Genomic DNA, 13,607 nt, shown 5'->3' with positions numbered 1-13,607 from the left:
AAATTGGCGCCAGGACAGGTTCCGGCCCTGGCCGCCGCAAATCCGCATTTCAGGCCGCAGCAATGGCCGCACGCCTATCCCGAAAAGCGCGGTATGAATGTTCGGTAATACGCTGCTACTCCGGCACACGCTTCAATCAGGAAGCCACGCCTTCAACCACTGCTCCACATACTGCTCATCCAGCATCCACTGGCTCAGTACCGCTTGACGCAGTACATCCCCGTGTCTTGCGCTGGCATCAAGGTCAGCAACGTGCATGCGGATCGCGTTCTGCCAATCTCTGGCGATGTTCTTTACACGGGTCACAGGCAAGCCCTGATAGGGCTGCACATCACTGCACACCACCGGATAGCCGCAAGCAGCGTATTGCAGCAGCCGCACATTGCTTTTGCATGCGTCGAACAGACCGTGCCCCAACGGAGCGAGGGCCAGATCAAGGTGCAGCGACGCCAACTTCTGCGGGTACTGATCGAATGACACAGGATCGTGCAGCTCACACACGTAGGGGCGCATCTGCTCCGGACAGTTGCCCAGGCATACCCAGTCCACTTCCCCGGCCAGTGCCTCAACGACATCCATCATCAGCGCCTGCACATCGGGATCACTGAGTTCGTCAACCCATCCAACGCGAGGGCGCCCACCCGGCGTCCGGCGGCACTCCAAGGCACCCCAGCGCGCAGGATGCAGACGATCGGGCAGCACGCGAATGTCCTGATTCGAGCCTCGTAGCACTTCGGCCAAGGCTTCAGTGGGCACCACCAGCCGATCAGCCAGCCCCACAAAGCGTTGCAACGCAGCCTGGATATCTCCAGATACGCTGGCACGCAGCACATGGCCTTCGGGTAAAGCGGGAAGGTAAGCGTCCACCTCTGCCACTTTGAACGCGCTCGAGAACTGGGCAGTGCGGCGTAGCGATTCAATTCGCGCGTCAGTGATCTGCCCCTGCAACACCCAGGCATCTGGTTGCAGCCGCTCCAGCTGTGCAGGCAAGTAGTCACGCAAACTCAAGCGCACATCGGCCACACTGCTGATATTCATGGACAGCGCTGGATCAATGATACGGCCGTATCCGCTCCCTTCGAGATCGCTAGGCATCGCCAGCACCACTGGCAACGGCCGCCATGCAAGCGGACTCCAGGTCAGCCCCGAATCGGTTTCCAGCTCGAAACCCGCCCCTTGGAGAGACAAGTTCCGGTTATAGGACGGATCACGGGCAATGAGCGGCAGCCATTTGCGGTACATTGCGTCCTGTTCAGCGGTACCAGCCTCTTGAGACGAGGGCGCGGACTGCTCCTGAACGGCGCCCCCCTCCTGCAACACAACGGCGTGCGGTGTCCAGACCGTGAGATAGCCAGCCTGGCCTGACTTAAGGCACAGGTCGATATCCCCATACGCTTCTTGCAACTGTGGCATGTCCATACCACCCAACGACTCATAAAGCGCTCGGCGAATCATCAGACAGGCTCCGGAAACAGCACTGTAGTTCTGATCCATTTCCAGACGCTGCATAAAGCCGCCGCTGTCAGCCTGGCCAGCAAATGCCCCATGTGCCGGACCGTTCAACCCCAGTACCACTCCTGCACATGCGACCGTGCCGTCGGGGTGCAGCAACTTGGCACCCACGATGCCCACTTCCGGACGTTGCGCGTGGTTGAGCAAAGCATCCAGCCAGTCGTCCTGGACAATGACGGTATCGCTATGCAACAGCACCAGATAATCGCCGCGGGCATGACGAGCCGCCAGGTTGTTGACAGCACCGTAATCGAACTCGGACGGAGAGCGCAGCACGCAAATACCAGATGCCTCCAGCGCCGCCATGCCGTCAAGCCAGGCACGAGTGGCCGGGTCAGTGTTGCCGTTGTCCACCAAAAGGATTTCATAGTTTCGGTAGGTGGTTTGTTCCATCAGAGAGGTGACACAACTGCGCACCCGGTCGCCTCGCCCTCTGACGGCAATGACAATCGACACCAGCGGCGTATCCGAATGGCCGTAGTGGATACGATGAATACCGGGCCGATGCATCTGGGCCCGGGCCTGAAGATAGCCGCGCCGATGCAGGTGGCGTTCCAGAACAGCCTGTTCCTGGGGGTTGTGAACCAGATCGGCCGCGGCACTGATGCACACAGGCTCACTGATATGTGCCAGACCATCCAGCCCGTCAGACTCTTCGATCAGCCGCAACAGCAACCCGAACTCAACGGCCCCGGCGCATTCCGGGTCGAGTCCACCCGCATCCAGAAAAACATCCCGACGATAGAACCAGTGACGAGCCATGTTCGCCGGACAGGACAGGAACATGTCCAGATTGAAATCAGGCCGCAGCAGGGTATCCAGCTCACCTGTGGGCGTGCGGACGATCTCGTCCGCATACACCGCTCGGACACTTGGCGCATCGAGCAGCTCCAGTGCCAGTACGAACAACCCAAACGGAGTGAATGTAGTGCCCGCCCGCACAAAGCACAGCCACTGGCCGTCGACTATTTGCCAAGCCAGATCATTGAGCGTTGCAACCTCTGCATCAGCGGCAACATGGATATCGATAAATTGATAACCTTGTGCCTGCAGACTCTGCCGTGTGGTTTCGGTGGTGGCCGGTTGCCCATCCGGCACAATGATGAAATTGAAGTGCGGCAAATCATGCCTGCGCTCCTCAAGACGCCGGGTCATCAGTGCCGCTTGCCCTTCGGTGGGGAACCGTTGCCGCAGCCAATGCTCAATGGACAGGCTACGTTCCCGGATGCGCTGTTGCTCAGCGGATTCTGCCCCGTCAACCTTTGGATTATCCAACCCCAAGGTTGTGCTGGGCATCGCCTGGGTCTTCTCGATGAATGTGCCTAGTTGCTCCCAGAAACGATTCTGCAAAGCTGTATATTTTTCCCTGACGATGGGTATCCCGGCCATCGCATGCTCAATCGCCGCTGGCGTATCCTCGAATGCCAACCCATGCGTACCGAACTCTTCGATACCAAGCGGAACACCGTCGAAGAACGGCGACTTCAGAACAACGGCAGGGCAGCCACACAATATTGCCTCCAGGGCAATGGCCGTGGAGGCGAAGCAGTACACCCGCTCGCTTCTTCGGAAAAGCTCGGCCATTTCCTGTGGAGTCGCAGGCCACTCACCGGTAATGACGGTGCACTTTGCTGCAAGTTCAGGGTGTTCCTTCAGGGCATCGACATGTCGTCCCGGATACAACAGCCACCCTTTGCGCTGCTGGTCATAGGGATTAGCCAGGTTGTTGTAAATCGAGGTATCGATGGGAGGCATAAACAGGAGTTGATCCGGACTTTCGCCCTCCGGCAACAAATTCTGCGCGTAGGCAAAAATCATGTCCGTGCTTGCAAACTCCGTATCGCCACCGAGCAGACCCGGTACGTTCAGAAGATAGCGCACCACCGATTGTGCATTGGCAGGATTGCCCCGGACCACTTCAGGGTACACCACGATCGGCCGACGCCCCGCCTCTGCGTGTTGCTGCTTCAGATCCCCCGTCAGCAGCGGCGTATGCCACAGCGGATTGGTCTGAGCGGGAAACATATAGGCATCCTGACCACACCGATTGAGCAGATGGCAGAGCATGTGCATCACACGAATGCCTGCCGAGTTGCGGCGATAGTCTGGAGCGAGCAGGTAGTAGGGGCGCGTAGGCGCAACAAACAGAGGTGGAAAGGATTGATTGGCCATAGACTTCTGAAACCCTGAATTAACGCAGAACATTCGACGTGTCGGGTGGACTACTCAAGACCTGGCCTCGGTGGCTGCGCGCGGGCTCCTTGAGTCCACAGCGTTTGAACGCACACCAAGGCCACTGAACAGCATTGAGCACCTGTCAGCGCAACCTGCGCACATAGCTTTCTATGTTGCAGGCAGCATGCTCGAGGTGCTGTTCGGAAAGTCCTGGCCACAGGCCGATCCAGAAGGTGTCCTTCATTACCTTGTCGGTCACCGTCAGCTCGCTCGCCACTCGGTATTGCTGGTCCTTCATGTAAGGCTGGCGAGTCAGGTTGCCTGCGAACAGCAGTCGCGTACCGATCTTCTGTGCATCCAGATGACGCAGAAGATCCAGGCGCTCGACACCGCAACCATCGCGCAGGGTCAGCGGAAAACCGAACCAGGACGGGTCACTGTTGGCGGTGGCGTGCGGCAGGATCAATTGATCGGTGCAACCACTCAGACGCTCGCTAAGCCAGTCGAAATTGCGCTTGCGTGCAGCGATGAAGTCATCGACCCGGTCCATCTGCGCCAGCGCGCAGGCGGCCTGCATGTCAGTGATCTTGAGGTTGTAACCCAGGTGTGAATAGGTGTACTTGTGATCGTAGCCTTGCGGCAGATCACCCAGCTGCCAGCAGAAACGCTTGCTGCAGGTATTGTCCTCGCCCGGTCCGCAATAGCAGTCACGACCCCAGTCGCGGAACGATTCGACGATGCGCTTGAGCAGCGGCGAATCGGTGAACACAGCACCGCCCTCACCCATGGTGATGTGGTGGGCCGGGTAGAAGCTCAGGGTACCAAGATCGCCGAAGCTGCCTACCTGACGACCATCGTAAGTCGCACCCAAGGCGTCGCAACAGTCTTCGATCAGCCACAGACCGTAACGGTCGCACAGCTCGCGCACCACTTTGAGATTGAACGGGTTGCCCAAGGTGTGGGCCAACATGATCGCTTTGGTCCGCGGACCAATCGCCGCTTCGATCAGGGCTGGATTGATGTTATAGGTCCCCAGTTCGATATCGACGAACACAGGTACTGCGCCGAACTGCAGGATCGGGTTGACCGTGGTCGGGAAGCCTGCGGCCACGCCAATCACTTCATCGCCCTTGCCAATCGCACGGTCGCCCAAACGTGGCGAAGTCAATGCCGAAAATGCCAGAAGATTGGCAGATGACCCAGAGTTGGCGGTCAATACACCGCGCCGCCCAAGGTAGCGCGACAAGCGTTTTTCGAAGGCCTGATTGAAACGCCCGGTCGTCAGCCAGCCGTCCAGCACCGCCTCGGTCATGGCTTGCAACTCGGGTGCACCAATGACCTTGCCGGAAGGAGGCACTGCGTCCTCGCCTGCTACGAATGGCGAGGTGGCCAATTCCAGTTCCGCATAGCGGCCTACCAGCTCGGCTATCTGCTGGCGCAGCTGTTGCGCCGTGTGTTCACTCATGGGGTCTCGCCTTGATAAGCCGCGATCTGCGCGCGGCTGAATGCATGCATGTCCTGACCGGCGTGCCAGGCACGGTGCCAGTCGAGGGTTTGTTCCAGGGCTTGTGCCAACGTCCAACGCGGCCTCCAGCCAAGTTGTCGACGTGCCTTGCTGGAGTCCAGCGACAGCAATCCCGCTTCATGCGGTTGCCCTGCCGCATCGACTTGCCAGTGCGCGTCACCAGGCCAGAGCCGGGCAAGCTGCTCGACCAGCTCACCTACTGTGGCCACGCCATCAGCGTCCGGGCCGAAGTTCCAGGCCGACGCCACGGCATCGCCGCGCTCTACCAATGCCTGAGCCAGATGCAAGTAGCCCTGCAACGGCTCAAGCACGTGCTGCCAAGGACGGATAGCCTGTGGATAACGCAAGGTCAGCGACTCCCCCGCCTGCCAGGCACGCAGGATGTCGGGTACCAACCGGTCGCCGGACCAGTCGCCGCCACCAATGACATTGCCCGCCCGCGCAGTCGCCAGGGCGATACCCGACTCACGCAGGAAAGACTCGCGCCACGAGGTACACAGCACCTCTACACACGCCTTGCTGCTGCTATAGGGGTCATGACCACCGAGGGCATCTGTTTCGCGGTACGGCCAGAGCCACTCACGGTTGTCGTAGCACTTGTCACTGGTGACTACCAACACCGCACGCACCGACTCGCACTGCCGTACCGCTTCAAGCAGATTGACCGTGCCAATCACATTGGTCGTATAGGTATCCAACGGTGTGCGGTAAGACTCACGCACCAGCGGCTGGGCTGCCAGGTGCAGAACAATCTCGGGCCGGGCTGCATTCAAGGCTTCACTCAAACGCTGCACATCACGGATGTCGGCCAAGGTGCCAGGAACTCGTCCGGCAAGCGCAGCGACATCCCAGAATGCAGGCTCGGTATTGGCCGGCAACGAGTAACCGTGAACGTGAGCACCCAGCTCGCGCAACCACAACGCCAGCCAGCCACCCTTGAAACCGGTGTGTCCGGTCAGAAGCACCCGGCGTCCTGACCAGAACGATGGACTTACGACCATAGCCGCCACTGCGCCTGGCCAGTCTTCCAGCGATCTTCCAGCAGGACGCGGTCGCGCAGGGTGTCCATAGCCTGCCAGAAGCCTCGGTGCAGGTGGCTCATGAGTTCACCCTGCCCGGCCAGCGCACGCATCGGCTCGGACTCCCAGGTGGTGTCATCACCGTCAATGAAGTCGAATACGCCGGGCTCCAACACGAAGAAGCCACCGTTGATCCAGCCGCCATCGCCCAGGGGCTTCTCCTGAAATCCTCGGACCTGCTCCCCGCGTATATCCAGGGCACCGTAACGTCCTGGCGGCTGTACACCAGTGACTGTGGCCAACTTGCCATGGCTGCGGTGGAAGTCGATGAGTGCAGGAATATTGACGTCGGCAACGCCGTCGCCGTAAGTCAGACAGAAAGTCTCGTCCCCCACATAGTCGCGTATGCGCTTCAGACGACCACCAGTGGCAGTGTTCTCGCCGGTATCTACCAGGGTTACGCGCCAGGGCTCGGCATGGCGGTTATGGATGCACATCTGGTTCTCTGCCATGTCAAAAGTGACGTCTGACATGTGCAGAAAATAGTTGGCGAAGTACTCCTTGATCACATAGCCCTTGTAGCCCAAGCAGATGACGAAGTCGTTGATGCCAAAGTGCGAGTAGATCTTCATGATGTGCCAGATGATCGGCTTGCCGCCTATCTCGATCATCGGTTTCGGCCGCAGGTGGGATTCTTCGCTGATACGCGTACCCAGGCCGCCGGCCAGAATGACTGTTTTCATTATCTGCTTACCTTAAGGGCTTTTGCCACGATCCGAGCCGACAATTTACTGACCAAAGCAATGGCTGAGCGGACTAAAAGCAAGAATGTTGCCAACTTGTAAAAAGCAAGAATCATGAGAAGCGCCAAGCCGACCACTGCCTCGGCAGTGACGCAGAAACGACAAGGCCGGGCATTAAGCCCGGCCTTGTCGTTACACCTGCGTCAAGCCAGTTCGCTGACCCACTCGAGCACCACCGGTTGGCCTGAATCCGCACCCCTCGATACGTCCACACCAGATGGATCGCAGGCCGCCACTCGCGTCGTGAACGCCGAGGGCCAGCGCGCTGACAATGCCTGTTGTTGCTGCTGCTCAAGCACCGGAACAGCGTCATTGAGCATTTGCGCCTGTGGCGTCCAGATCACCAGCAGACCCGCTTGCGCAGCTTTCAGGCACAGGTCGATATCGGAACCGGCAAACGCCTGCATGCCGTCGCATTGGCTGAACAGGTCCTTGCGCACCATCAGACAATCGCCGGACACCGCCTGACAGCTACGCACCTGTGCCAAGCCCAGGACCGACTCAGGCGCAAACCTGGACACGCCCAGCAATGCACCCTGGACTTGACCGGAAACCAGCAACTCGTAACCGGCATGGGTCACCTTCTCCTCGCGACCATGCATCAGGCAACCCACCACGCCCACTTCAGGCCGTAGCGCCTGGTTGAGCAACGCCTCGATCCAGGCTGCCGAGGCCACCTGGCTGCGGCTGGACATCAGTACAAGGTATTCACCGCGAGCCTGTACGGCCGCCTGATTGATCAACTGCGAGCGAGACATCCCCGGCTCGCCTGCCAGCACGCTGATCCGCCCCCCGGCAATCTCATTCGCCAGTGTTTTTGCGTTGCTCCCATCATCGACCACGATCACCTCGTAGCGAGGATAGCGGGTACGTTGCACGATGCTCGCCAGGCAAGCCCTGAGTTGCGCCAGGTCGCCGTCGACCGGCAACAGGATGCTGACCTGCGGTGTCACAGGGTGACGAAAATCAATCTGGAAGGCCCCGTCGACACTCTCACTGACCTGTCCATTGTAACCAAGCCCGACCAGGTGACGCTTGAGCGTAGCCAGCGCGTCCACCGACATGGCCTCGCGCCTTTGCTGACCAACGACCAGATACTCGTCCAGATGCGCCAGCCCCCCCATACCTTGCTGCTCAATCAACCTGAGCAGCAAGTCGAACTCAAGGGCTTGTGGATACGCCTCACTGTATCCCCCCAGGCCAACCACGCTCTCACGGCGTAGCAACCAATGCCGAGACATCAGATCGGGACGACTGCGCAACAGATCCAGGTTGGCGCCAGGCCGGACAACGCTGACCAGACGACCATCTCCCGCACGCTGTACTTCATTGGCACAAATCGCCAGACAACCCTCTGCCCCTTCCAGTTCAGATTGCAAACGCAGCAATCCACCCGGGGCCAAGACATCTCCCGCCTCAAGCAACATCAACCAGTCACTGGACAGTTGACGTACCACCTGGTTGAGGTGGGCAACCACGTTGCCGGCAGTGACCTTGATAAAATGCAAGGTATCCCGTGGCGTGGTAATCGCCGGCAGCTCACCGGCCTTGAGCACGACAATCTTGAAGTCCCGCAGCCCACTGGCCAACAAGCTGTCGAACGTGCCCTGCAGGGCAGCATCATCGTTATCGAGATCCATCAGCACGAAAGCGATCTGCGGCAGGCGTTTTTTGCTCAGGTGAGCGAGCACACGTTTTCTGGCGGCGGCGTCAGGCGTTGCTGCGGCCATGGCCGCAAGAATCCTGCCTGACGGGGTAGATGCCAAGCGCTCCTGCACCGAAGCCCTACCGGGTATATCGAGCCGCTCAAGCCATCCCTCCAGCTCGCGGGCCTTGACTGCGTCGTCCTTGCCATCCAGCACTTCGACCAGACGCCGGCATACCTGGCTATTGAACAGACCCAGGGACAGCGCTTGCCAGTAACGATCCTTGAGAGTGTCCACCGAATCGTTTGGGTGAACCTCGAGCAGAGCCTGCTGGCGAACCCAGCTTCCTTCAAGGGCCTGGATCTGCCGCTGCCCCGCTGGCCAGGCATGCAACAGAAACTCCAACGCATGCAGTTGCTCAAACACCACAGCATTGTAGTAAGGCATTTCGACGAACTGACGCGGTTCAAAGGTCCGCTCCGGGTCTTTCAACACCCCTCCCCAGCATGACTTGAACAACAACTGCGCCTCACGCCCCTCGTGAGTGTTACGAACAAATCTACCCAGCACATCGAAGTCGATGTTGCCTTGGCCCGCCAGCCCTGTTTCAGCATCCCATTGATGCAAGCTGCGCACGGTCTGATTGAGGCATTCCTCATAAGCAACAGGGTTCTGCTGGCTCGGTCGATACTCGACCACGGCACTGGTCTGCGCCAAAAGCCGACACGCCCCCTGCCTCAGCAGCGCATAGGCAATTGCCACACACCAGCCTTCGAATGGCAAATCTGCAGGCGCATTACGCACGGCAGTCTTCAAGGCTTCGACCCTTACCAGCGAGCGCCATGCCTGCAAGCCGAGGTGCGCGTGCAACGCAACACGCTCGCAGGGATCAACGGCATAAGCGTTATGGTTGCGGGCCGATCCAAGCTTGTAATAGTCGACCTCGTCGCCACCTGCCGAATACCCGATTGAATAGCCCTGTGCCATGGTGAAATCGGCGTGACTCTGGAGAAAGTCCACCTGCGCAGCCAAGGTATCGGCGAGCAGAAAGTCACTGTCCGGCGTCAGGACCGCGAATGGCGTTTCGATTTGCTCAAGCGCAGCAAGCAACTGCTCCTGCCATATTTGAGAAGATGCTGGTCGGCTTGCAATGTCGACGCTCAGCAACTGGCAAAAGTGCTGTTTGTAGTAATAGCGTGCACGTCCCTGATAATCAGGGGCGCTCACGCCCAGCAAGACAACCGTTACGTTGTTCAGTGATGTCGCCAACTCAACCGCTTTCTCGCCCATAGCGCACCTAGTACTCATAAAATTCGAATTCGGGCAGGCGCCGATTACCGATCGGGTGTGATCAATCAGCCAGCCAGCCATTTGCCCAGTGCTGCAACTTATCTGCCGTCAGCACATAGTCGCGCAACACCACTTCACGCAACTCATCACCTTGTCGATAGCTGGCTCGGGGATCGGCCAGGTGCATACGTATTGCTTGCAACCATTCCTGAGTGGTGTTGCTGACCACGCGCGTACAAGGCAAGTAACCTCGATAGGCCCTGGCATCGCTACAGATCACTGGATAACCACAGGCACCATACTCAAGCAATCGCAAGTTGCTCTTGCAGTCGTTGAACAGGTTGGACTCCAGCGGTGCCAGCGCCAGATCCAGGTCCAAACTGGCCAACTTGCGCGGGTATTCAAGCAGCGATACCCCCGGGTGAAACTCATGGACATAAGGACGAAGCAAATCCGGACACATGCCAAAGAAGACCCACTCGACCTCGTTCGCCAGTTCCTTGACGACATCGACAATCAGCTCGAGATCGCCACGGTGACTGGTGCCCCCCGCCCAACCCACCCGCGGCTTGAGCGAGGTCTGGCGACGACTGTGCAATCCGTGCCACAACTGTGAAGCCAGCATGTTCGGAACCACGCGAATATCCTGGTTCATGCTCGACAACACTTCAGCCAGCGGCTCAGTAGAGACCACCAGCCGATCGCAAAGGGAAATGCCTCGCGTCACCATTTCACGCATGTTGATTGGGAGGTTGCGGCCGTGAGCATTCTTTTTCGGCACATCGAGGATGTAGTCATCAATCTCGTAAATACGCCGAGCATTGGAGAAGCGCTTGATGCGCTCTATTTCCTCGAGTGCGTTGGGGGTATAGCGGCATTGCAGGATGACCACATCCGGCTTGTCGCGCTCCATCTCGATGTGCCCCGGCGTGGTGTACGTCAATCGCCCCTGGATCCAGCCTGCGCTTTCCAGCTCAAAAAATGGCTGTGCCACCCGATAGTGCCCTACCGCCGACGTGTTGATTGGCAAAGCAAGGACAAAGGGTAACGCTCGACTGACAAACGGATCCCAGCCGGTACGCAAGCCGGGGTCGAGGGTGAAACTGGACATCTTCAGGTTGAGATTACGATTGTAGGCGGGATCACTGGCCACACGAGACAACCAGCGCTGATAAAAAGCCTCTTGATCCCGACCAGCTTTGACCTGTCCTGCCTGCACCTCACTCAATCGAGCGACCATGGCAAAAGGCGTCCAGACAATCAGATAACCCTGATCGCGAACCCGCAGGCAGAAGTCCGCATCGAACCATTGATCCTGATAAGCGTCCTCCTCAAGGCCACCCAACTCGGTGAATATGCTTCGACGCACCACCAGGCAGTTACCACTGACTGCGCTCCAGTTCTGCACAACACTCAAGCGATTCATGTACCCGCTGGCATCAGCCGAATGCCCGACGAATGGACTGCTGGCAGGCCCCTGAAGGCCCAGCACCAGACCTGCGCCCACCACGGTGCCGTCATGAGCGCAGAGTTTCGGCCCCGTTACCCCGACCTCCGGACGTTGGGCTTGAATCATCAGCTCGTTCAGCCATTGACCGTCAAAAATCATGCACCCGGGGTCAAGCAACAGCAGATAGGTACCCAGCGCTTCATGACTGGCCAGGTTTATCCGTTGCGCGGCACTGCGCCCCGCAACCTCGATAATTCTCAGTTGCTCACTGCCCAACTCTTGCATGGCGGCAAACCAGTCCTTCATCGGCTCAGGCTCACTACCGCCGGTCACGACCAGGACTTCGTACGGGGCGTAGGCCGTGTATTCGAATATCGACTCGACGCAACGGCGCAGTAACCGCAGGTCATGGCCAGCATCAATAATGATCGACACCCCTGGCCTCTCATCATGCTGATAGCGAACGCGCGAGAGCATGGTGCCTTGCGCTGAAGCGAGCTCGAACGGCACGCCCAGACGCTGCAGATGCGCCCTTAAAATTTGCGGCGCCTGAAGCACACAGTCAGGCTCGATTAACCAATCCGCGTAACTGGCCTTGCACTGCACGAGGAGCTCAGCGATATGCCCGACGACTTGCAAACCATCCGCCTCGACCATCCGCCAGAGCAGATCATGGGGCGCCAGCGCTCCAAACTCCGGAGCAAAACCACCTAAACGGGACAAGGCCTCGCGCTTGAAAGCCAGCATGCGTCCGACATAGGGAAAACTACGCATCAGGTCGAGATTGAAGTCCGGCTTGAAAATCGGGCTGGCGGCCTGCAGATTGTCGTTCGCCCCTTCATCGGTGTAGAAGCAGTTCCTGTCGGCATACAACGCCATGCGCTCAGCCATGATTACCAATGCATGCGGATGCAAGCGGTCGCCAGCGCGCAGCAGGAAGATCCAGTCAACGTCACCTGCTGATTGCAGTCGTGCATTGACCTGCTCGAAGCCGTCCCCACGCAAGGTAGTGGTCTGCACATTGGCAGCGTCTGGCACTTGCGCCGGGGTACGGGAAAGCACCCACACCTGGCCGGCTGCGTAGGACTGCAGCGCAATGCTCTCCAGCGTAGCCTTCAATGCCAGCGCATCTCCCGTGGGATCCATGACCACCGGAACAATGCGTGGTGTGCTCGGCCATTGCTCGACCCGCCTGGACATCAGACGAATCTGTGCAGCAGACAAAGTTCTGCACTCCAGCCACTGAGCATAAAGCTCGGCAAAACTCAGACTGTCGCTACCCACCTGCTGCTGGTAGTTGGCAATTTGCCCGGAATACAATCGAGACAGCTCATACTCCTGCCAATCCTTGTCCGGCCCCTCACAATACTGCTCGAACGCTACATGGCGCACCCAGCCGAAAGCCGGTGCCGGCTCACCTGTTCGCGAAGCAAGCATCTGCAACAGCCACTCGGTCTCTACCTTGAAGGCCATTTCCATGCTGGTGTGGTGACTCAAGCGACCGGCATGCATCCGCTCGATGCTGAGCATTTGCTGGAGGTATCCCAGGTGCCCACGGCGCAACAGGCAAATGTACAGCGCCATGTCCAGGCGAGCACTAAATCCCTGCCCATCCTGTACCAACATCGCCAGCGACTGCTCCACCAGCGCCCTACGCAACAGAACGTGGCTTATGCCTCCAAACAGGTTCGGCGCATTGGTAGCCACAGCCTCCAACAGGTCGCCACCGTTGAGTACCGCGCTTTCTGTAGCGATAAAGCAATTGGTTGCACGTGGTGGCAGCAAGGAGTCGTTGGCATCACACAAAAAACGGTGACTGGTCACCATGCTGACATCGGGACAGTCTGCCAAGACTTGCGCTTGATGACGGATGCTGGTCGACAGCAACCAATCATCATCACAGAGAAACTTGATGTACTCGCCCCGGGATTGCTCCAGGCACACCAGCAAATTACGTGAGAACCCCAGAGTCATGGCATTGCGCACATAGCGCAGTTCACAGACTGCCTGAACGGCCAGTTCGTCAAAGATTACTTTGATCTCATCCCCGAGACTGTCATCACAGACGATGACCTCAAGACACCCGTAATCCTGTGAGATTGCGCTGAGCAGTGCCCGGCGAAAGAACTCGGGATTGAAAGCCGGGATGGCAATACTGACTAATGCAAGGTGGTTCACGATGGGAAA

The 13,607-nt window shown here is 58.6% G+C and carries 6 protein-coding genes; all 6 read right to left on the bottom strand.

Going from position 1 to position 13,607, the window contains the following annotated elements; all coding sequences use genetic code 11:
- Positions 1 to 132: 132 nt before the first annotated feature.
- Positions 133 to 3,717: a glycosyltransferase gene (locus NPS47_RS14580; protein WP_274295578.1), complete on the bottom strand. Its 3,585-nt coding sequence runs from the start codon at positions 3,715 to 3,717 to the stop codon at positions 133 to 135.
- Between the two features lie 112 nt (positions 3,718 to 3,829).
- Complete coding sequence (gene rfbH, locus NPS47_RS14575; RefSeq protein WP_274295577.1) at positions 3,830 to 5,152, bottom strand: lipopolysaccharide biosynthesis protein RfbH; 1,323 nt, start codon at positions 5,150 to 5,152, stop codon at positions 3,830 to 3,832.
- Positions 5,149 to 6,213, bottom strand: coding sequence for a CDP-glucose 4,6-dehydratase (gene rfbG, locus NPS47_RS14570; RefSeq protein ID WP_274295576.1), 1,065 nt, complete (start codon positions 6,211 to 6,213; stop codon positions 5,149 to 5,151). Before rfbG ends, rfbH begins: the two co-directional genes overlap by 4 nt.
- Positions 6,204 to 6,974, bottom strand: a complete 771-nt coding sequence (gene rfbF, locus NPS47_RS14565; protein ID WP_157193515.1) for a glucose-1-phosphate cytidylyltransferase — start codon at positions 6,972 to 6,974, stop codon at positions 6,204 to 6,206. Before rfbF ends, rfbG begins: the two co-directional genes overlap by 10 nt.
- 203 nt (positions 6,975 to 7,177) lie before the next feature.
- Positions 7,178 to 9,790, bottom strand: coding sequence for a glycosyltransferase (locus NPS47_RS14560; RefSeq protein WP_274295575.1), 2,613 nt, complete (start codon positions 9,788 to 9,790; stop codon positions 7,178 to 7,180).
- Positions 9,791 to 10,031: 241 nt separating this feature from the next.
- Complete coding sequence (locus tag NPS47_RS14555) at positions 10,032 to 13,598, bottom strand: glycosyltransferase (protein ID WP_274295574.1); 3,567 nt, start codon at positions 13,596 to 13,598, stop codon at positions 10,032 to 10,034.
- Positions 13,599 to 13,607: the final 9 nt, after the last annotated feature.

Origin of the sequence: Pseudomonas putida (assembly GCF_028682475.1) — a bacterium.
Taxonomy (GTDB): domain Bacteria; phylum Pseudomonadota; class Gammaproteobacteria; order Pseudomonadales; family Pseudomonadaceae; genus Aquipseudomonas; species Aquipseudomonas putida_AG.
Note: the sequence above shows the minus strand (reverse complement) of the source record. Positions and strands in the feature narration are given on the sequence as shown.

Bases quoted from the DNA above. Each gene is read 5' to 3' on its own strand.
- NPS47_RS14580 (WP_274295578.1), bottom strand. From the start codon at position 3,717: ATGTTCTGCGTTAATTCAGGGTTTCAGAAGTCTATGGCCAATCAATCC.
- rfbH (WP_274295577.1), bottom strand. From the start codon at position 5,152: ATGAGTGAACACACGGCGCAACAGCTGCGCCAGCAGATAGCCGAGCTG.
- rfbG (WP_274295576.1), bottom strand. From the start codon at position 6,213: ATGGTCGTAAGTCCATCGTTCTGGTCAGGACGCCGGGTGCTTCTGACC.
- rfbF (WP_157193515.1), bottom strand. From the start codon at position 6,974: ATGAAAACAGTCATTCTGGCCGGCGGCCTGGGTACGCGTATCAGCGAA.